Raw genomic sequence first — 20,145 nt, 5'->3', positions numbered from 1 at the left:
CAGGTCAATTTTGAATAGTATACGGATTTTGAAGGTCTGTTCGTTGGAGTAGGAAGCGTCCTGAGGGAACCAAACTCTTTTGGAATGGTGTTACCTCAAAACCTTCGTGAAAGTAAAACTCTAAAAGAAAAACTATACGAATGAAAAACGTGCTGTTGGTAGTTTGTGTTTGTGCAATGGCTTTCGTAGCCTTGGTTGGTTTTCAGAAAATAAAAAAGCCCTTTAGTTTCTCCTCTTTTAGTGCTAAATCCGTTCTGGATTCGCTTGATTCCACTCAAATTCAGGTTGCTTCTCTTCCCCCGTGGGAACGTGTTTACAACTCCTTACGACTCAAAGAAGCAGGATTGTCGATGGAAGGCTTTCGATTTGCCTGGAATGGTTTTCAGAAAGAAAAATTCACAAAATCCATTCTGGCCATCGCTGATTTTAGCCAATCTTCCCGTCACAAGCGTCTGTATGTGATTGATTTAAAAGAGAATAAGCTGTTGTACAATACGTACGTAGCACACGGACGCAATTCGGGAGAAGAATACGCTCGCCAATTCTCTAACAAAAATTCTTCGTATCAATCCAGCCTGGGGTTTTATCGCGCCCTGACCACGTATCAGGGCAAACATGGCCTGTCGCTCAAATTGCAGGGATTGGAAACCAATATTAACAATCGGGCGTTTGAAAGAGCCATTGTGATGCACGGTGCCGAGTACGTAAGCGAAGATTTTATTCGTCGTACGGGTCGATTAGGGCGCAGTCAGGGATGTCCGGCTATTTCCATTGCCGACACCAAAAAACTCATTTCAATGTTGTGCAACGGGGCTGGTTTGTTTTTGTACTATCCCGATGCCACTTACTTAAAGCAGTCCAAATTAATAACGGATTTGGCTACAAATGGCTAACGGATAGTTTGTACTGATACAAACCAGGGCTGAAAATCTCCACAAAAAAAGCCACCCAATTACGGATGGCTTGTGTAAAGTTCTTGTTCAAATCAAGAGGCTTGCTTTTGGAAATAACGCTTGAGCCAAGTGTGGTCGGCACGTGCTTTCCAACGACTCATCCATTGGGCTTTAGTAGTTACCGTGTTGTCAAAAATAGTGGTCTCGGGACTGATTTCTTCGGTGGCAACAGCGCTTTTGATTTGACTGACGGGGATGGTCTGGAGTTGTCCGCGCTCATCAATATACGCCAAAGAACGGTCAAAGAAATCCACGCCGAGTCGAGGGCCGATTTCCTGTAACCAATGCACCGATTTGTCAATCGAACAGCCGCTCGGTAATTCTTTTGACTCATCAACAGCAATGACTATGAAGCGATCATGAAAAACCTTTCCTGAAGCAGTCAACGCCTGGCCATGCGCTTCCCAGCCTTCTAAGGCTGCTTTCAATGTTTCCGTCAGTGTACCGACTTCCTCGTTAGTTAGTTGGCGGTTGGCTTGATACACCCAAACGCGGGCTTCAAATTCTATGTCGTGAAATGGAATATACATGTTTTTGAATTTTTAGTTATGACGGGAGTCCCCGTTTAATATAGTAATGACGAATTATTCGAATGACGAGTGGTCTGCCGCCGCGGTGACGAATTGGAATATTGAAAGGGAATGTCGAGGTCAGTCGAGATTGCCGAAGCGACGTATAATTATGTTGCACTCGACATTTGGCATTCTGAATTCGACAATAAAATTCGACACTTTTATAAACCTTCTGCCTGTGCCACAAGTTCCGTAGTTTACGGATTCAATTTTCGATACAGCTTTACAATAAACTGCTCCCCATCTACTTCATTGATAAATTCAGTGGCAGGGTGAAGCGCCAATATTCTTCGAACCCCCAATCCGCGATACGGAATCACTTTTCCGCCAAAAGAAACTAAAACATTGTTTCGGATGACTGAATTTCCGTTTTTAATGCGCTCAACGGTTAAGTGATTTGGCAATTTGCCGGGACTGATGATTTCTACCCAATCCTTAAAAATTAACAATCGTATGGCTGCATTTTTAGTGTAATCGCGGTGAAAGAGGGCATTTTGAATGGCTTCTTCCAAGGCAGTTTCCGGAATTTCCAAATCTCCCGTCGAATTGAAATTTTTGTCATTTTGGACATAATTCAATTGCGTTTTGAGAAAGTTCATGGCTCCTCGAAACTGAATTTCGAGTTTTCCTTCGATGTTGATACTGGATACATAACGTGTATCTGTAATGTCGTTGCCGTAAAAACTGACGGCTTTGATGTGAAAGGCAGGGCGGAACCGTTCGGGATGCTGACCGAATAAAAGCAGACCTCCCAACGTAAAGGTTCTATCTTGGGCCAGCCCCATGTTTTCGAGGAGTTTCTCCAGAGACAAGCCCGTTTGTTGGTAATCCTGTCGATACTCCCGTTCAAAAAAAGTATAAAAATAAGCGCGATCTAAATCGGTATAGCAATCGGTTTGGGCAACGGGCAATTCGTCGGCTGAAAAAGCACCGCTTTCCCGAAACGACCGCATCAGTTCCTCCCGCGAGGAACGGGCTTTATCCGCCCCGTTTTTCATCCAATAAACGCCTTTATTAGTACAGTACGGTCCGGAGGTGCCTTTGGAAATAAATACGATCAGAACCGATTTTTCTTCAATGGTCACGATTTTGGTCAGCGGCAAAATCGGCGGTTGTACTTTTTGGTGGGCTGTATTACTGATGGTTTGGTTAAGCTGTTCGATTTGCTCAAAACTCAGTCCTTTTACTTGGCCGTGTTTGTCAATCCCAATCAGCAAATGACCACCGTAGGCGTTGGAAAAAGCGACCATTTCGGCGGCCAGGCTATCAGAGTCAATTTCCGCTTTGAACTGCGTCTGACTGTCTTCGCCTTGCCACGTTTTTTGAAGCACCCACTGTTCGTTGATTTCGTCAAGCATCTATTTTACCAACCAAAGGTATGTTTTACTATTTCGTAAGCTGATTGCAATTTAGCCCATTTCTCCGCAAAATCGGGGGCAAGTACCAAGATTTCTGCGATGTCTTTGCCGTCCTTCATGTTCTCAAAGATTTTTCGCAGTGACCAGCCTGCGTTGGGAGGTACAGTTGGTGAGATGCTTAGTTCATTGAGTTCCTGAATCGCTTCCAGCAGTTCTGTGCGCCATTGGTGGTCGGCTTTGGTTTGTTGTTGAATTTCTTCCAAACCTGCCAGCAGTTTTTCAATTTGAGGTTGTGCCTGCATGAATCGAAAAGAAAAGTCGAATTCATGACGATGCGTAAACTCTTGGCGTAAAGTGGCTTGGGTTTGTTGAGGAGTTTCAATATTTTCCAACAAAAGTTGTACGGAATGGTCATCGCCATCTTGATCCTGAAGGTATTGCCTGCCCTTGGCTTCCAGTTTGATAAGGGTTTCGTAAGAAGCCCATTTGTCTTTTTTGTTTGGAATGGGCACCGATTCTTCCATTTCTAACATATCCGAAAAGGTCCGTTTGATATTCTTGATTTCGTGACGAATGAGCGTCATCAACTCGCGGGAACGTTCACCAAAAACCTTGATACTGATTTCTCTCTCAAAATTGCTGAACTTGACCAAGGCTTCGGTTTGCAGCTCTTTATCAAACACTTCCATACCCGATGCCCAACTTTTGCGAATTTGTTGCTTACGCATCAACTCTACAATCAGTGTATTAACAATGGAAGGCGGCAAAAATTTCTTAAACGAAATTTTAAGGTTTAAACCGTCGGTGCGGTCTTCCAAGGGCGAATTGTAATTGTTGGGAAAAGCCGATGGAATCATCAGCGTACGGTTGTCTTGGGTGTAGCAGAGTTTGTACTCTTTCATGATTTCAATGATGCTCCCAAAATCCTCGTCTTCGTACTGATATTTTTTGCGAAAGGCTTCTCGGTCGGTATCGTCTTGGTAGAGCAATTCGCGCAGGTCGTTTTTAGAAATAATGCCTTGCAGTGCCTTGGTTTTGGGATGAAGCAGAATGCGATACACGGCAAAAGTCATCCATTCAGGATTGAGAATGAGTACTTTGTCCAAATGCAGATTTTGCTCCACGTAGGTAATTACCCCAATTATTTTGAAAATATCCAGCCAGCTTTTTTGCTCAATTTCGTTCACACCTCGGCTCTCACAGGCTAAACGAAAGGCTTTTTTGGAGATATGGTTTTTGCCCAACTGCGTTTCGGCTTCTACCCATTCTTTAACAGCAAAGGTAGTTTCCGGGTATTTTTCAGTAGCCACAAAGGGGTGGATTTCGATTTGCCGGTGCAAGGCGGTACAAAAAGCGGCGACGTTTTCTTGGTAATATACCTGTTCCTCTGTCCGTAAATCTGATTTGGGGCGAGCGGCTACGATTTCAAAAGTGTGTTTGATAAAAGGGTAATCCCGCATCAATTCGGCCACGTTGTGCTGCGTATTGCGGGCTTGGTCGGCTTTATTGAGCAGTAAAATCGTAGGGGCGGCATTGACCATGGTACGAATGTATTCGAGCCAATAGCGCGGCCCTTGATTGTCTTCACGGTTGTCAATTACAACTACATAAATACAGTCTTCGGCCAAAAAAAATTGATGGGTATGGTGCTGTATTTCCTGCCCGCCAAAATCCCACAGATTTACTTTTACGTTTTGTTCTGAGCTGGTCTTTATTTGCCAAGGGACCAAGTTGATGCCGTGCGTAGAATCTTCATCACCCTGTGTAGGCTCTTGGCCTATCAATCGCCGCATGACGGATGTTTTTCCCGCATTTCCCCAACCTAAAAACAGTACTCGCACTTCGTTGAGAGGTTTAATGCCTTCTTTTTCTTTGCGTTCCCACCATTGCAGCATGGCTTCGCGGCCTTGTTCTACGATGTGAGTGGGGGGAGATTCTAAAGGATTATTGTAAAGATTCAAATATCCTGTAGGCTTACTTAACCTAAAATGATCATCAATAAAGTAAGAAAAATGAGTTTGTTCGATAAACCATTTGGGGATTTCTTTGATTTGATTTGAAGATAAGTCAGCCTCTTTAAGTTGTGAGAGTTGGGCAAGAGGAGTAATATCATTTATAGCGTTACGACTAAGATTTAATATACGTAGTTGTTTTGATTGTCGTAATGGTTCGATTGAGGTAATATTTGAACTTGATATTTCAAGAAAACTTAAATTTTTGAGTGAAGCAATTGGGATTAAATCGTTTATCAAGCTAGCGCCAATTTGAATTACTCCCAATTTTTTTAGGGATTCCAAATTAGGAAGTGTAGTAACTGAAATATTGTAACAACGGAGAATTCGCAAGTTTTTCAATAAAAGGATTGGGCTCAAATCTTCTAAGTCAATACCGTTTCTTATTGATACTTCTACAACTTTTCCATCTACTTCTGCAAAAGAGATTACCTCTTTTCCCCAAAGTTCTTCCAATATTTCCTTCGGCTTACTCATAACTTTTGAATAAAAAAACGCTGCCGGGGTTTGTTATCAGCGATAACAAACCCCGGCAGCGTTCGATGGGTTTATATACTTTGCTCAATCAGTTCCGCCAAGTCAAATACCTTTACCGAATCTTCGCGCTCTTTGTTTTTGACGCCGTCGCTCATCATCACCATACAAAACGGGCAACCTACCGCAATCGTGTCGGCACCCATGGCGAGGGCTTCTTCGATGCGCTCGATGTTGATGTCTTTTTTGCCTTTTTCGGGTTCTTTAAACATTTGCCCACCGCCGGCACCGCAGCAAAGCCCTTTTACTTTGGAGCGTTTCATTTCTACCAAATCAGCATCCAACGCCTCTAAAACAGAGCGTGGCGCTTCGTAAATGTCATTGGCGCGTCCCAAATAGCAGGAATCATGGAAGGTGATTTTACGTCCTTTGAACGTGCCGCCGCCTTCGATTTTTACTTTGCCTTCGTTGATAAGTTGTTGTAAAAATTCCGAATGATGAATCACTTCATAATTGCCACCCAGCGCAGGATATTCGTTTTTGAGGGTATTGAAACAATGCGGACAGGCCGTCACTATTTTTTTGACACCGTACATATCCAGTACCTGAATGTTGGACATGGCCATCATCTGAAACGTAAACTCATTTCCCGCACGTCGGGCCGGGTCGCCGGTACAGCCTTCTTCCGTTCCCAAAACGGCAAATTTTACGCCTACTTTGTTGAGGATTTTGACAAAAGCAACGGTTACTTTTTTGTAACGGTCGTCAAAGGAACCTGCACAGCCGACCCAAAACAGGATTTCGGGCGTTTCGCCGGTAGCGGCCATGTCGGCCATGGTGGGTACTTTTATTTCTGACATTGGTTGATTTATAGGTTTGATGAAAATTTTAAGAAACAAGGGGCATTCCTTCAAAAAAAGATGACAATGGCAGCGTATTGCTGTCAATAACAACTGTATCAGTTGATTGATCATAAATCGTCATTGTCCAGACTTTGGCTTCGGCAGTGCGGCTAATGACGTGGATAGTTTTATCTTTTGGATTTATCAATATGATTTCTTGGACACTTTCCATCTGTTGATAGCGGGGCATTTTGCTCTCCCAATCGTATTTGGAGGTGCTTTCCGATAAAATTTCTACCACCAAATGCGGGTTTTTGATGATAGACTCCGAATTAGGATAAAAATCAGGTGTTCCTTTTACCACCGTTACGTCAGGATTAAAGAATGATTTCTCAGGGCGCGACACGCCCAAATTACTGCCCAACACAAAGACATTCGGCTTTCCTTGATAAAAGTTTGAAAGAATAAAACCGATACGCATTACAAGCCATTCGTGTAAAAATTTTGCTAATCCCATGATGAGGATTTCATTGTTGACAAATTCGGCTTTATAGGGTGTGGTAGGTAGAAACTCCATAAATTCTTCCCACGAAGCGGAGAGTATGAGTGGTTTTCCTGCTTCGATTGCCGCTTTTTGCTCCTCATTCAGTACTATTTGCGTGGCGGTTGTCATATCGTTCAAGTTATTTTGTTCTGCAAAGTCGGTATTTCCCTAAAAATTTCCAATGTTTGCCAAAATATTCAAATAACAAATGAAGACAGTTTATAAATCCCATCCTTGGCATGGCATCCCGATGGGAGAAAAAGCCCCCGAAACGGTAACGGCTTTTATCGAAATCGTACCTACTGATACTGTTAAATACGAAATTGACAAGACGACGGGTTACCTCAAAATCGACTGTCCGCAGAAATATTCAAACATTGTTCCCGCTTTGTATGGCTTTGTACCTAAAACGTACTGCGGGGACGCTATTGCGGATTTTGCCCGTCAGCAATCGGGGCGCAACGACATTAAAGAAGGCGACGGTGACCCGTTGGATATTTGCGTTCTTTGCGAAAGCACTATTCCTCACGGAGATATTATTTGTCAGGCTATTCCGATTGGGGGACTTCGCCTCATTGACAAAGGAGAAGCTGACGATAAAATCATCGCCGTATTGAAGGATGATTTATTGTATAGTAAATACAAGGATATCAGTGAGTTGCCCGAAAGTGTGGTCAATCGTTTGCAACATTACTTCCTGACGTATAAGAACTTACCGGGCGAGCCTATGACCTGCGAAATCGCGAATGTGTACGGTCGTGAAGAAGCTCACCAAGTGATTCGCCACTCAGTGACCGACTACCTCAACAACTTCGGAATGCTTTAGAGTAAGGACTGTTAACGGATAACAGTTAACTGTTAACTGTTGCGGGCTTCTTATGTTTCCAACGATTGTGGGACCAAAGCCATTCGGAAGGGTGATTTTGAATGGCTTTTTCCAGTAAATTTTTGTAGGAATTGGTAATAGCTCCTTCGGGCAAATCGTCATAAGGAGGCTCGGCTACGGAGTGAAACAGAACGACGTAATACCCGCGGCTTTTTCGATACATTTCGCCAAAGACAACGGGCATTTTAGTGGTACGGGCAATTTTTTCAGTTCCTGGAAAAAAGCCCGTTTCCCGATTCAAAAACGGGAGCCAATGCGCGTGTTCGGGTTCATGAGGCGATTGGTCAGCAACGAGGCCGGTGGTACGAATGATTTTCCGACGCGCTACAATCTCCCGCATGAGTCGTTGCATGGGAACGGGATATACCCCAAACGAGGAGCGTACGTTGACCATAAACTCGTCGGACTTCTTGCTCGTTAAATTTTTGTACACCACATCCACGGGAATTCCTCGGGTGGTCAATGCCCCGGGTACCCATTCCCAGTTGGCAACGTGAGCGCTAAAAGACAGAAACGATTGACCGTTGTTAATGTAGTTTTTAATCAATTCAAAATTATCAATCTGTACCCGTTCCTGAATTTCTTCGGCGCTTAAATAAGGCAGTTTGAGCGTTTCTACGAATAAGTCGGCCAGTAATTGATAAAATTCTTTTCTGATTTTCTTGATTTCCTGCGGTGTTTTTTCAGGAAAAGATTCTTCCAAATGCTTGGTAACGAGTTTTTTACGGTAACCGACTACGTAATAAATCAGTACGTAAAAAACGTCTGAAATTTTATATAAAAATGCCAGAGGTAAACGCCCCAGCCAGCCCAAAAGCCACATCTGATTTGTGATTTGCGATTGCCGAATTACGATGAGTGGAAAAGTCGTAAGGGGGAATCTTTTGAAAAGATTGAATTTTAGCGCGCAAAATTAGTAAATCAACCGATGTATTTTACTTCTAAACATAGCAATCATAAAAATCAGCGTTCTATTTTACTTATTATAACTATGTCGCGTCCCTATATACTTGCCGAAACCAACTGGAAAGCCGTCAAAGATACACACTACGATGTGGCCGTTTTGCCGTGGGGCGCTACCGAAGCTCATAATTATCATTTGCCTTACGCCACCGACAACTACGAAGCCGACGCACTCGCTGCCGAAGCGGTACGTTTGGCGTGGGAAGCAGGCCGAAAGGTGATGGTTTTACCTACGATTCCGTTTGGGGTAAATACGGGACAAACAGATATTAAACTCTGCATGAACCTGTACCCAAGCACCCAAATGGCTATTTTACGCGATTTGGCCGAAGTGGTTTCAAGAAGCGGAATCAAGAAATTGGTGGTGTTTAACGGTCACGGAGGCAACGATTTCAAACAGATGATTCGTGAAGTGGGAACGCACTTTCCTGATTTATGGATAAGTACCTGCTTTTGGTTCAAGGCATTGGACGGCTCAGCCTATTTTGACCATGTAGGCGACCATGCCGACGAAACCGAAACTAGCTTGGTCCTACACTTGCGACCCGATTTAGTGCTGCCTTTGGACGAAGCAGGGGAGGGACTCGCCAAAAAAACAAGCATCCATGCCATGCGTGAAGGTTGGGCGTGGGCTGAGCGCAAATGGAGTCAGGTGACTGAAGATACCGGCGTGGGAAATCCTAAAAAAGCCACAGCTGAAAAAGGAGCGCGTTTTTACAAGGATTTGACCCAAAAATTAGGACAATTTTTTATTGAATTGGCCGATGCAGATTTGAATCGGTTATATGAATAATTTTGTTTATGATTTTTTTGATACTACCGCTCAAATTACTTTATTTACATAATCACTTTTGTTTTTATCGAATTGACCCTCCGAATCGAGTTACAGTATTTGCCGAGTTTAGAATATTTTGCCTGTTTGTTGAAATATGGTGAGGTAGCATTGGAGGCGCACGAGTACTTTTTAAAACAAACCTATCGCAATCGTTGCTGTATCCTGACGGCCAATGGCGTGGATACCCTGATTGTTCCCGTGATTCATTCGAGTATCAAGATACCGATTCGGGAAGTAAAAATTGATTATTCGCAGTCGTGGGTAAAAAGACATTGGGGAGCCATCGTGGCGGGGTACGGCAAAGCGCCTTATTTTGAGTATTTTGGAAGTGACTTTGAGCGTGTTTATCAAAAAAAGCCCGCTTATTTGTTTGACCTGAATTGGGAGCTGCTGACAATCTGTCTGAAACTGTTGCGGTTAAAACCGACAATCCGGCTGACTGACTCCTATCAAACGGGGGTAGAGGAGGGCCAAATTGACGTACTTTCGTTGGTTCACCCCAAAAAAGAGTTCAGGCACAACAATTTATACCTACCCGTTGTTTATCAACAAAACTTCGGAACGGAATTTGTTCCCAATCTAAGTATCATTGATTTGCTGATGTGTCAGGGAGCGGAAGCCATTCACATCTTAAAGCGCTCAGTTTTCGTAGATTAGAAATAAAAAGCAAAGAGAATATAAAACAGCAGGGTGATTAATTGAGTGGAATTGCCTTGTGGAATGAAATTTGTAATTTTTTTGTATGTAAAGTTAGACGGTAAAAGCTTAAAAAATCGGAAAGGAGTGTTTAGTTGGAGCCTAAAACCGACAGAATTTTATTGATTGATTAAAGAAATGCGTTAAATCACTATATTTGAAATATTTCGCGGCCGGTTTTTGTTAATAACAAAGAAAGCTGCCCATTTCAAAGCAGCACACAATCCAAACAATGGAAGCAAAATTTTCTAACCGCGTAAAAGAAGTCATTGGGTTCAGTCGCGAGGAAGCCTTGCGCTTGGGTCACGATTATATTGGCACCGAACACCTCATTCTGGGGATGATTCGGGAAGGAGAAGGCGTCGCCCTGGCGCTGCTCAAGAAATTAGGCGTTTCATTGGATGAACTGCGCATCACGATTGAACAGGTGACAAAAGGCACGGCGACCAATAATGTCAAAAATTTGGCCAATATTCCTTTGACTCGTCAATCGGAGAAAGTCCTTAAAATCACGTACTTAGAAGCAAAAATTTTCAAAAGTCCACTCATTGGCACGGAGCACTTACTCCTGTCCATTCTGCGTGACCCCGATAATCTGGCCTCGCAGATTTTAGCCAAGTTCAATGTTAACTACGAAATCGTTAAGGAAATGTTAGAGTATCAATCATCAGGCACCAAACCCCACGCCGGGCCCGAAACTGACGACGATGACGAACGCGGGATGTTCGGCGGTGGTTCGCAGCAAGGAAAAGACCCGAAAAGTGCCGAAAAGTCGCGTACACCTGTACTCGACAATTTCGGACGCGACCTTACGAAAATGGCAGAATTGGGCAAATTAGACCCGATTGTTGGCCGTGAAAAAGAAATTGAACGTGTAGCTCAAGTATTAAGCCGTCGTAAGAAAAACAATCCTGTTCTCATTGGAGAGCCGGGGGTTGGTAAAACTGCGATTGCCGAAGGCTTGGCCCTACGGATTGTACAAAAGAAAGTATCGCGTGTTTTGTTTGGCAAGCGCGTTGTTACCCTCGACTTAGCCTCGCTTGTAGCGGGTACCAAATACCGCGGTCAGTTTGAAGAGCGCATGAAGGCCGTCATGAACGAATTGGAGAAATCTCCCGAAGTGATTCTATTCATTGATGAGTTGCATACGATTGTGGGTGCCGGTGGCGCTTCAGGGTCGTTGGATGCTTCCAACATGTTCAAACCTGCTTTGGCCCGGGGAGACATCCAATGTATTGGTGCCACTACGCTTGACGAATACCGTCAGTACATTGAAAAAGATGGTGCTTTAGCCCGTCGTTTTCAAATCGTGATGGTAGACGCCCCAAGTGTGGAAGAAACCATTGAAATTTTGACCAATATCAAAGATAAGTACGAAGACCACCACCACGTAAACTACACCGAAGAGGCAATTGCCCAGGCTGTGAAGTTGTCGGAGCGTTACATTACCGACCGTTTCCTACCCGACAAAGCCATTGACGTGATGGACGAAGTGGGTGCCCGCGTACACATCAGCAATATTACGGTGCCGGAAGACATTGTTGTGTTGGAGCAACAGATTGAGGACGTGAAGAAGCAGAAAAACTTTGTGGTGAAAAGCCAGAAGTACGAAGAAGCGGCTCAACTTCGCGACCGTGAGAAAAAACTGTTGGATCAACTCGACCGTGCTAAACTTGCTTGGGAAGAAGAAACCAAGAAACGTCGTTATACGGTCACCGAAGACAACGTGGCCGAAGTAGTAGCGATGATGACGGGTATTCCGGTCAACCGCGTAGCACAAAACGAAGGCTTGAAATTGCTTGGCATGGCTGATCAGTTGAAAGCACGGGTAATTGGTCAGGCTTCGCCCATTGAAAAATTGACCAAGGCTATCCAACGTACTCGGGTCGGTTTAAAAGACCCCAAGAAACCGATTGGTTCGTTTATTTTCTTAGGCCCAACGGGCGTTGGAAAAACCGAATTGGCGAAAGTATTGGCTACGTATTTGTTTGACAAAGACGATGCTCTTGTGCGTATCGACATGAGCGAATACATGGAGAAATTCAGCGTATCGCGATTGATCGGAGCGCCTCCAGGCTACGTTGGGTACGAAGAAGGCGGTCAGTTGACGGAGAAAATTCGTCGTAAACCATACAGCGTTGTATTGTTGGATGAAATCGAAAAAGCGCACCCTGACGTATTCAATATCTTACTCCAAGTGTTGGACGATGGTATCTTGACCGACGGTTTGGGTCGCCGCGTGGACTTCCGTAATACGATTATCATCATGACTTCTAACATTGGGGTTCGCGATTTGAAGGATTTTGGAGCCGGAATTGGTTTTGCGACCAAATCTAAATCAGAGAATCCGGACGATTTGATGAAAAGCACGATTCAGAGCGCCTTGAAGAAAGCCTTTTCCCCTGAGTTTTTGAACCGTTTGGATGATGTGATTGTGTTCAATTCATTGCAACGCGAAGACATTCATCGTATCATTGATATTTCGCTTGGTAAATTGTTCAACCGCGTTACCAATCTTGGTTATAAAGTAGAATTGACAGAAAAAGCAAAAGACTTTTTGTCAGAAAAAGGCTACGACCAACAATACGGAGCGCGTCCTTTGAACAGAGCCATTCAGAAATACCTCGAAGATCCCGTCGCTGAAGAAATCCTCAAAGGAGATTTGCGCGAAGGGGATACCTTAATGGCCGATTACACAGAAGGAAGCGAAACCTTAGTGATTACCGTTAAGAAAAAAGAAGAGGAAGTCATTAATTAGAGGATTTTCTAAAAAATATAATTTTTTGCCAAAAAGGGTACGGTCTTTGATTGTACCCTTTTTGATTTTTACCATTGTACAAATGGGTACGATTAGAGAGAAAATACGCTGTTTTCATTGTTATCTATGAACGAACGTTTCCTTGATTCCTTTTCGGAAGTCTCACTCAAACAGATGGAATCTACTCGTTTGATGAATCGGGTAGACTCTAAATATGTGTTTCGCAGAGATAAGTTGCCCGAAATTCTCCATACAATTCAGTCTCATTACCATATTTTACAGCTTGAATCCAAACGTGTATTCAAGTATGATACGTTGTATTTTGATACTCCTGAGCGGCTGTTTTATAACCAACATCTGTGCGGCAAGCTGAATCGCTATAAAATCCGTACCCGCCGATACGTGGACACCAATACCCACTATTTTGAAGTAAAACTCAAAGACAACAAACGGCGAACTATAAAAAGCCGCATTGAACTGGAAGAGATATCGGAAGTGATTTGTCCGAAGAGTCGTTTGTTCCTACATCAGACGATGGTGGATATACCCGAAAATTTGGAGCCTGCCGTTTGGGTGTATTATCACCGTTTCACACTGGTGAATAAGCAACTGCCCGAACGCCTGACGTTTGACCTGAATTTGTGGTTTCGTTGGCAGGGCCAATCAGCCGCGTATCCGCACTTGGTGATTGCAGAGACCAAACAACACAAGCTTTTTCAGAGTCCCTTTACTAATCTGATGAAAGAAATGAGCATCCGAGAAGGGAGCTTGAGCAAATATTGTTTAGGGCTTTTGAACGTGGAGCCGTCGATTAAGGCTAATGCCTTTAAGCCCATGCTTTCTAAAATTAACCAACTGAACGATTATTGATAAAAATGTTACCTGACTGCTATGTCCAACCAAACTATATACGAATTGTTTTTTCAAATTGGCCTTGATTTGTTAAGCATGGTCATTTTGCTTCGCCTGATTTATTACCCCATTTATCGGAGTACAGAATTCGTTTTTACGTTTTTTGTATTCAATCTGATTATTTTTTCAATCACGTATTTGCTCAATAAGGTGGAAGTCTCAATGGGGGCGGCCTTTGGATTGTTTGCCGTTTTTTCGATGCTTCGTTACCGTACCGAGGGGATTTCGATGCGCAACATGACTTACTTATTTTTAGTCATTGCTTTGGGCTTAATCCACGGAATTTCGGCAAGTTTGGTAGGAATTACGGCACTTGTTTCCGTTACTCTTTTGCTTTGCACCTATTTGTTGGAAGGAGATTTGTTGTATCGTCGAGAATCTTCCAAAGAAATTATGTATGATAAAATCTCTCTGACAATGGCCGACCGACGTCAGGAGCTAATTGAGGATTTGCAGGAACGTACCGGGTTGAAAATCAATCGTATTGAGGTCGATAAACTGGATTTTTTACGAGATATGGCCTATTTGAAAATTTACTATTATGCCTGATAAAAAAGCCACTTATTCAAAATCAAGCAAGACCACTTTTTCGTAACTGATTTCTTTAAGGCTCGTTTTATTGACCTTAAAAACCATGATAAAAGGAGCATCATTGATGGGAATATCCCGTTCTGAATCCTGCTTTTTTTGAATGATTTTCCAGTTTTTACACAAATGAGTGGTAATTGCTAACGTCGCTTTGTTTTCAATTCCGCAGAAAAAATAATTTTTGGAGCCCGCTACCTTTGTTCCACATTTAACCTGTGATAAAGAAGTAACGAAGGGTTGCTTAGTGGGTTTGGAAGCAATCCTTTCGTAAAACTGATTTGTACATCAAGATGAAAAATCTAACTCTAAAGCGCATTCAGCACATAGGTATTCCCGTTACGAACTTGGAAAGGTCGGAGGAGTTTTACCAACGTCTGGGGTTTGAGAATGTGATGACATCTGCCTTTACGCACAACGGCGGCCAAGGGAAAGTAGCCATGATGCAGAGCGGAGAGATTCTCATTGAAATTTACCAAATGCCTGACCCTGAACTGTCTGAAATCAAACAACGCAAAGATGGCCACATAGACCACGTTGCCTTTGATGTGGATGACATTGATTTCACTTTTGAAGCGCTTAAACAGGGCGGCTTTACTATTCTGGAAGAAGCTCCCGTTTTTTTGCCGTTTTGGAAAAATGGTTGCAAATACTTCAACATCACCGGACCCGACGGTGAACGATTGGAATTCAATCAGATACTGAGTTGATAGAAATAAAGTGTATTTAACCCTCCTAAAACTGATAGGTTAGCATGATAATCAATAGTAAGGGTCGTAATGATCGTTACTATTTTTATTTCCAAGGGGCCTGAATGAGTAAAAAAGGGGTAAAAACCAGTTTTTATGCAAATAAACCTGCCTAATCAGTATGAACCGGATTCAATCAAAAAGTGGCTTTTTAGTGGTGTTAATAACTGTTTGCGGAGCAATTGCGAGCCAAGTACAAGCTCAGTCAAACAATAGTTGGGAAACGGTCCAATCGACAAACAGTTGCACGGCGCGGCACGAAAACGCCTTCACCAAAGTAGGAGAGAAACTCTATTTGATTGGCGGCCGAGGAACCCGTCCGGTGGATGAATATGATCCCCAAACCAATACCTGGAAACAATTGGCTGCCCCTCCGGTTGAAATGAACCACTTTCAGGCTATTGAATACAACAATGAAGCCTACGTAATGGGTGCTTTTATGGGCTCTTATCCGCACGAAAAACCCATTGCCAGTATCTACATCTTCAACCCCGCTAAAAATGAATGGCGCGAAGGACCCGCTATTCCTGCCGACCGTTTACGGGGAGCGGCGGGCTCGGTCGCTTATAAAGATAAATTGTATCTTGTTTGCGGTATTCAGGATGGACACTACGATGGACACGTAGGTTGGCTCGACGAATACGATCCCAAAACAAATACCTGGAAAAAACTTCCCGATGCGCCGCACGTGCGTGACCACGTGTCGGTTGCCGTAATTGACAACAAACTGTACGTAGCCGGTGGGCGCCGCTCAACGGCGCGTATCAATCAAGTGCTGAATTTGACCGAGCCTGCGGTAGATGTGTTTGATTTTAAGACAAATACGTGGACCACTCTGCCTGAAAGTATGAATTTGCCTACGCAGCGAGCGGGAAATACGACCGTTCCCTTTGGTTATAAACTGCTTATTATGGGCGGCGAAAGTCCCGCGCAGGTAGAAGCCCATGCCGAAGTAGAAGCGTTTGATACCAAGAAAATGAAGTGGGAGAAATTTCCCAACCTCAACAAAGGACGCCATGGAACGGGAGCAACAATCTATAAAAAGAAGGTCTACGTAGCGGCCGGTTCGGGAAATCGGGGCGGTGGTCCTGAACTTACTTCGATGGAAGTGCTGAAGGAGAAGTGATGATTTAGGAGTCAGTAGTGAGGAGATTGGAGTGAGTAGTCAGAAGTAAGTTCTCAATTTGTTTATTTTCAACTTTAAAGCAGTTAAGTAGTAGTGCAGAAGTTTTAGGGTATTTGCTTTGATATAATTCGTTGATTTTAAACGGATAACGGTTAACTTGTGCTTTAGCACTTAAATTTCAGTAGAATGATTATTGATTCTCATCAACATTTTTGGATTTATGATGCCGAGCGCGACGCTTGGATTAATGACGAAATGACGCGTATTCGTCGTAATTTTTTACCCGAAGATTTGCAACCTGCCTTGGCCGCCAATGGCGTAGGAGGGTGCGTCGCTGTGCAGGCTGATCAATCGGAAGCTGAAACGTTGTTTTTGTTAGCATTAGCCGAAAAGTATTCTAATTTTGTAAAAGGGGTCGTAGGTTGGGTGGATTTACGGGCAGATAATCTTTATGAAAAGCTTGATTATTATTCGCAATTTGAATTGCTCAAAGGATTCAGGCACGTTGCGCAGGGCGAACCCGACGATTTTTTATCCCGACCCGAGATTGTAAAGGGAGTACGCCAATTGGGTACCTTTGATTTTACGTACGATATTCTCATTTACCCCACTCAATTGAAAGCCGCGCTGCATTTGGTGCGTGAAGTTTCCGGCGTAAAGTTTGTGGTAGATCATATTGCAAAGCCGTACATCAAAAACCAAAAAGTAACTACGTGGTCCAACTATATGCGTGAATTGGCGGCCAATCCGCACGTTAGCTGTAAAGTATCGGGCATGGTCACGGAAGCAGACTGGAAAAACTGGACGAAAAAAGATTTTTATCCGTATTTGGACGTAGCCTTTGAGGCTTTTGGCGTTGATAGATTACTGTTTGGCTCCGATTGGCCCGTGTGTTTGGTGGCGGCAGAATACGAGCAGGTCATTGGGCTGGTACGTGATTACATGACTTACGTTGGGTTTTCTGAAACTGACAAAGCCAAGGTGTTTGGGGGCAATGCCACTCGGTTTTATCGGTTGGATGAGTAGTAGGGTTGTTTTTAAAAAAAATTACTATTTGTTGGTTATATTTTAAAAAAATAGCTACAATTTTGAATAAAAATAAAAGCTGACAGTCAGCCTTAAAGATGTAAACTGTCTGAAAGTAGCTGTTTCTCAATAAGTTCATTCATTTCTAAATCTTTTATATCCGTATGAATCCTTCTCGTCGTGAAGTTCTAAAATTAGCAGGGGCTGCCTTGGCTGGCTCTGCCTTTCCGTCTATTATTGTTCCTAATAGTGCGTTTGCAGGAACAAATGCCGAAACCCTCAAAGTGGGTCTTATCGGTTGTGGAGGTCGTGGTTCAGGGGCTGCCATGCAAGCGCTCAAAGCTGATCCTAACGTAGTGCTTCATGCCCTTGGTGATATTTTTCCCGAACGATTTGATACATGTCTTGAAGGATTGAGAAAAGTGCACGGAGAGAAAGTGAAAGTGGATGAAGGACATAAATTTGTCGGTTTTGATGCGTACCAAAAAGTGATTGATTCGGGGGTGGATGTCGTTTTATTGGCTACTCCTCCTCACTTCCGCCCTTTGCATTTGGAAGCTGCCATCAAAGCAGGAAAGCATATTTTCTGCGAAAAACCAGTAGCCGTTGATGCTCCGGGGATTCGCAAAGTGCTTGAATTGTCGAGATTGGCCAAAGAAAAAAATCTCTCGTTGGTATCTGGCTTTTGCTGGCGTTTTCACGAGCCAAAACGTGCCGTATTCGGTAAAATCAATGACGGTTCGATTGGTGAAGTAATGTCAATTTATAACACCTACAATACGGGTGGTGCCTGGTCTTTCCCACGTCAGGAAGGATGGAACGATTTGCAGTTTCAACTCCGCAACTGGATGTATTATACGTGGTTGGCAGGTGACCACATCGTAGAGCAAGCCGTTCACAGCTTGGATATGATGTCGTGGGCCATGGGCGATGTATTGCCCGTGAGTGCCGTTGGAACGGGTGGTCGCCAAGTGAGAACAGATGCGCTTTTTGGACATATTTTTGACCACTTTGCCATTACGTACGATTATCCAAACGGAGCCAAAGGATTCCACTTCTCGCGTCAGCAGGAAAACTGCGAGCGCAGCTACTTGGTAGAAACGTTTGGAACCAAAGGCCGGGCGATGGCCAACTGCTCACGCCCTACGCACAAAATTGAAGGTGCAAATCCTTGGGAATATTCAGGTGTTCAAAACGATATGTACCAAACCGAACACAACGAATTGTTTGCTTCTATTCGTAACAGCACGCCTATCAACAACGGCGAATGGATGGCCAACAGTACGATGATTGCCATCATGGGACGTATGGCGGCCTACACCGGTAAGAAAATTACGTGGGACGAAGCCATGAAGTCGAATGAAAAACTGGTTCCCGATTTCATAACAAGTTGGGATCAGCTTGCTCCGAAAGTGGAAGTGGCAAGACCCGGTTTTACTCCTTTCTTCTGATTTCTCCCCAAACTTGGAAAGTTTACCTGAATTTATCGGTAAACTTTCCAAGTTTCAAAACCTTAACCATGCAAAGACGAGAATTTTTGATAAATACGACCCTTGCTGCTTCGGCTGCGGTGGTTGGAATTGACCGTTCGGTGATGGCTGCGCCCCCCGTCCGTCCGTTGATTAAGAAGAGTTTGAAATACGGAATGGTAGAAGAAAAAATCTCCGTTTTGGATAAATTCAAACTGCTGAAAGACCTTGGATTTGACGGAGTGGAGTTGGATTCCCCCAACGACATTGACCCCAAAGAAATTTTGGACGCCCGCGATAAAACGGGCTTGGAACTGCCGGGCGTAGTGAATTCTGCACACTGGAAATCTCCGCTGTCGGACGCTGACCCTAAAGTGCGCGAAGTTTGCTTGAAAGCCATGGAAAAATCCCTCAACGACTGCAAACTCTACGGAGGGACAACGGTCTTATTGGTGCCGGGAGTGGTCAATGCGAATACAAGCTACGAAGATGCGTACAAACGTTCGCAGGCTGAAATCAAAAAACTGTTGCCCATCGCGGAAAAAACGGGGATTAAAATTGCCCTCGAAAATGTATGGAACAATTTTTTGATTAGCCCCGTAGAAGCGGCGCGTTTTGTGGACGAAATCAACCACCCGTTATTGGGGTGGTATTTTGACGTAGGAAACATCCTGCGCTACGGTTGGCCCGAACACTGGATAGAAACCCTCGGAAAGCGAATCATGAAGGTGGATATCAAGGAGTTCAGTCGAAAAAAACAACAGGACGAAGGGCTTTGGAAGGGCTTCAATGTGGAATTGATGGAAGGGGATTGCAATTGGCCCGTTGTCAATAAAGCATTTACCAAAATCGGTTATTCGGGTTGGGCATCTGCCGAAGTGCCCGGCGGCGACCGCAAACGCCTGCAAGTCATTAGCGAAAAAATGGACGCGGTGTTTAATGCCGTGTAAGCGGATACTTTTTTAACGAAAGAAGGCTGTCTCTGAATAGGCAGCCTTTTTTATATTTGTTGGACTATAATTTGTATGCTAAGTTTATAATTCCTGTTTTAGGCATCAACCCAATTCAGTAGTGACAATTTTAAGAAGGTCTTTTTTTGCCATGGTACTCTGTTCTGATTTATCGTAAATTGTAACAAGATAAACAGTTTGATCATTTTGGGATTCATCTACAAAATAAGTGATAATTCTAAACCCGCCACTTTTACCCTTGCCCTTACTTTCACTTGCCATTCTAACTTTATAAAGTGGTTCAACCCCCTAATTATAGGACAGATTTTTCAGTTTGATAGTTTTATTTTTTTCATATCCATACCTCTATTCAAGAGGAATTTATATGGACTTTTGTACTTGACTCCCGAGTGTATTCTTTTGTAATCATAAAAT

At 43.6% G+C, this 20,145-nt stretch carries 19 protein-coding genes; 12 read left to right on the top strand and 7 right to left on the bottom strand.

The window, feature by feature from the left end; translation table 11 throughout:
• Positions 1-140: 140 nt before the first annotated feature.
• Positions 141-893: a murein L,D-transpeptidase catalytic domain family protein gene (locus Q0081_RS18850; RefSeq protein WP_298356819.1), complete on the top strand. Its 753-nt coding sequence runs from the start codon at positions 141-143 to the stop codon at positions 891-893.
• 92 nt (positions 894-985) lie between these two features.
• On the opposite strand, the gene Q0081_RS18845 is transcribed toward Q0081_RS18850, so the two are convergent.
• The 5 genes from Q0081_RS18845 to Q0081_RS18825 all read right to left on the bottom strand — a co-directional run bounded on the left by Q0081_RS18845 (position 986) and on the right by Q0081_RS18825 (position 6,884).
• The gene (locus tag Q0081_RS18845; RefSeq protein ID WP_298356816.1) at positions 986-1,483 is read right to left on the bottom strand and encodes a hypothetical protein; all 498 of its coding nucleotides are present in this window, start codon (positions 1,481-1,483) and stop codon (positions 986-988) included.
• Positions 1,484-1,722: 239 nt separating this feature from the next.
• Positions 1,723-2,883 carry an RNA-binding domain-containing protein gene (locus Q0081_RS18840; RefSeq protein WP_298356813.1) on the bottom strand — a complete coding sequence of 387 codons (1,161 nt, stop codon included), beginning with the start codon at positions 2,881-2,883 and terminating at the stop codon, positions 1,723-1,725.
• Between the two features lie 5 nt (positions 2,884-2,888).
• Positions 2,889-5,372, bottom strand: a complete 2,484-nt coding sequence (locus Q0081_RS18835; RefSeq protein WP_298356810.1) for a COR domain-containing protein — start codon at positions 5,370-5,372, stop codon at positions 2,889-2,891.
• Positions 5,373-5,443: 71 nt separating this feature from the next.
• A complete protein-coding gene (locus Q0081_RS18830) occupies positions 5,444-6,229 on the bottom strand; it encodes a (Fe-S)-binding protein (protein WP_298356807.1) in 786 nt (261 codons plus the stop codon).
• Positions 6,230-6,257: 28 nt separating this feature from the next.
• The gene (locus Q0081_RS18825; protein ID WP_298356804.1) at positions 6,258-6,884 is read right to left on the bottom strand and encodes a Uma2 family endonuclease; all 627 of its coding nucleotides are present in this window, start codon (positions 6,882-6,884) and stop codon (positions 6,258-6,260) included.
• 79 nt (positions 6,885-6,963) lie between these two features.
• Here Q0081_RS18825 and Q0081_RS18820 point away from each other — a divergent pair, with 79 nt between their 5' ends.
• Entirely contained in the window at positions 6,964-7,581 is a 618-nt protein-coding gene (locus tag Q0081_RS18820; RefSeq protein WP_298356801.1) for an inorganic pyrophosphatase, read from the top strand.
• 25 nt (positions 7,582-7,606) lie between these two features.
• Here Q0081_RS18820 and Q0081_RS18815 read toward each other — a convergent pair whose 3' ends face one another.
• Positions 7,607-8,464: a lysophospholipid acyltransferase family protein gene (locus tag Q0081_RS18815; RefSeq protein WP_298356798.1), complete on the bottom strand. Its 858-nt coding sequence runs from the start codon at positions 8,462-8,464 to the stop codon at positions 7,607-7,609.
• Positions 8,465-8,632: 168 nt separating this feature from the next.
• On the opposite strand from Q0081_RS18815, the gene Q0081_RS18810 reads away from it, so the two are divergent.
• The 5 genes from Q0081_RS18810 (at position 8,633) to Q0081_RS18790 (ending at position 14,354) form a co-directional block, all read left to right on the top strand.
• On the top strand, positions 8,633-9,397 hold the full coding sequence (locus Q0081_RS18810) for a creatininase family protein (RefSeq protein ID WP_298356795.1): 765 nt from the start codon (positions 8,633-8,635) through the stop codon (positions 9,395-9,397).
• A 72-nt stretch (positions 9,398-9,469) separates the two neighbouring features.
• Positions 9,470-10,096, top strand: coding sequence for a WbqC family protein (locus Q0081_RS18805; protein ID WP_298356792.1), 627 nt, complete (start codon positions 9,470-9,472; stop codon positions 10,094-10,096).
• Positions 10,097-10,367: 271 nt separating this feature from the next.
• Positions 10,368-12,893, top strand: coding sequence for an ATP-dependent Clp protease ATP-binding subunit (locus Q0081_RS18800; RefSeq protein WP_298356789.1), 2,526 nt, complete (start codon positions 10,368-10,370; stop codon positions 12,891-12,893).
• A 126-nt stretch (positions 12,894-13,019) separates the two neighbouring features.
• Entirely contained in the window at positions 13,020-13,763 is a 744-nt protein-coding gene (locus tag Q0081_RS18795) for a polyphosphate polymerase domain-containing protein (RefSeq protein WP_298356786.1), read from the top strand.
• A 21-nt stretch (positions 13,764-13,784) separates the two neighbouring features.
• Entirely contained in the window at positions 13,785-14,354 is a 570-nt protein-coding gene (locus Q0081_RS18790; RefSeq protein ID WP_298356783.1) for a DUF4956 domain-containing protein, read from the top strand.
• A 12-nt stretch (positions 14,355-14,366) separates the two neighbouring features.
• On the opposite strand, the gene Q0081_RS18785 is transcribed toward Q0081_RS18790, so the two are convergent.
• Entirely contained in the window at positions 14,367-14,519 is a 153-nt protein-coding gene (locus Q0081_RS18785; protein WP_298356780.1) for a hypothetical protein, read from the bottom strand.
• Between the two features lie 164 nt (positions 14,520-14,683).
• Here Q0081_RS18785 and Q0081_RS18780 point away from each other — a divergent pair, with 164 nt between their 5' ends.
• From Q0081_RS18780 to Q0081_RS18760, 5 genes are all read left to right on the top strand, one after another.
• Entirely contained in the window at positions 14,684-15,100 is a 417-nt protein-coding gene (locus Q0081_RS18780; protein WP_298356777.1) for a VOC family protein, read from the top strand.
• A gap of 160 nt (positions 15,101-15,260) precedes the next feature.
• Complete coding sequence (locus Q0081_RS18775) at positions 15,261-16,265, top strand: kelch repeat-containing protein (protein WP_298356772.1); 1,005 nt, start codon at positions 15,261-15,263, stop codon at positions 16,263-16,265.
• Between the two features lie 186 nt (positions 16,266-16,451).
• On the top strand, positions 16,452-17,291 hold the full coding sequence (locus Q0081_RS18770; RefSeq protein WP_298356770.1) for an amidohydrolase: 840 nt from the start codon (positions 16,452-16,454) through the stop codon (positions 17,289-17,291).
• Positions 17,292-17,455: 164 nt separating this feature from the next.
• Positions 17,456-18,742, top strand: a complete 1,287-nt coding sequence (locus Q0081_RS18765) for a Gfo/Idh/MocA family protein (RefSeq protein WP_298356767.1) — start codon at positions 17,456-17,458, stop codon at positions 18,740-18,742.
• Between the two features lie 68 nt (positions 18,743-18,810).
• A complete protein-coding gene (locus Q0081_RS18760; protein ID WP_298356764.1) occupies positions 18,811-19,710 on the top strand; it encodes a sugar phosphate isomerase/epimerase in 900 nt (299 codons plus the stop codon).
• Positions 19,711-20,145 lie beyond the last annotated feature (435 nt).

The organism is Runella sp. (assembly GCF_027484545.1).
Classification (GTDB): Bacteria; Bacteroidota; Bacteroidia; order Cytophagales; family Spirosomataceae; genus Runella.
The sequence above is the reverse complement of the archived record's forward strand: the minus strand, read 5'-3'. Positions and strand labels throughout refer to the sequence as shown.

Coding starts and splice junctions, on each gene's coding strand:
- Q0081_RS18845 (WP_298356816.1), bottom strand. CDS start 1,483: ATGTATATTCCATTTCACGACATAGAATTTGAAGCCCGCGTTTGGGTG.
- Q0081_RS18830 (WP_298356807.1), bottom strand. CDS start 6,229: ATGTCAGAAATAAAAGTACCCACCATGGCCGACATGGCCGCTACCGGC.
- Q0081_RS18820 (WP_298356801.1), top strand. CDS start 6,964: ATGAAGACAGTTTATAAATCCCATCCTTGGCATGGCATCCCGATGGGA.
- Q0081_RS18770 (WP_298356770.1), top strand. CDS start 16,452: ATGATTATTGATTCTCATCAACATTTTTGGATTTATGATGCCGAGCGC.
- Q0081_RS18815 (WP_298356798.1), bottom strand. CDS start 8,464: ATGTGGCTTTTGGGCTGGCTGGGGCGTTTACCTCTGGCATTTTTATAT.
- Q0081_RS18765 (WP_298356767.1), top strand. CDS start 17,456: ATGAATCCTTCTCGTCGTGAAGTTCTAAAATTAGCAGGGGCTGCCTTG.
- Q0081_RS18850 (WP_298356819.1), top strand. CDS start 141: ATGAAAAACGTGCTGTTGGTAGTTTGTGTTTGTGCAATGGCTTTCGTA.
- Q0081_RS18760 (WP_298356764.1), top strand. CDS start 18,811: ATGCAAAGACGAGAATTTTTGATAAATACGACCCTTGCTGCTTCGGCT.
- Q0081_RS18790 (WP_298356783.1), top strand. CDS start 13,785: ATGTCCAACCAAACTATATACGAATTGTTTTTTCAAATTGGCCTTGAT.
- Q0081_RS18825 (WP_298356804.1), bottom strand. CDS start 6,884: ATGACAACCGCCACGCAAATAGTACTGAATGAGGAGCAAAAAGCGGCA.
- Q0081_RS18840 (WP_298356813.1), bottom strand. CDS start 2,883: ATGCTTGACGAAATCAACGAACAGTGGGTGCTTCAAAAAACGTGGCAA.
- Q0081_RS18800 (WP_298356789.1), top strand. CDS start 10,368: ATGGAAGCAAAATTTTCTAACCGCGTAAAAGAAGTCATTGGGTTCAGT.
- Q0081_RS18810 (WP_298356795.1), top strand. CDS start 8,633: ATGTCGCGTCCCTATATACTTGCCGAAACCAACTGGAAAGCCGTCAAA.
- Q0081_RS18775 (WP_298356772.1), top strand. CDS start 15,261: ATGAACCGGATTCAATCAAAAAGTGGCTTTTTAGTGGTGTTAATAACT.
- Q0081_RS18795 (WP_298356786.1), top strand. CDS start 13,020: ATGAACGAACGTTTCCTTGATTCCTTTTCGGAAGTCTCACTCAAACAG.
- Q0081_RS18780 (WP_298356777.1), top strand. CDS start 14,684: ATGAAAAATCTAACTCTAAAGCGCATTCAGCACATAGGTATTCCCGTT.
- Q0081_RS18835 (WP_298356810.1), bottom strand. CDS start 5,372: ATGAGTAAGCCGAAGGAAATATTGGAAGAACTTTGGGGAAAAGAGGTA.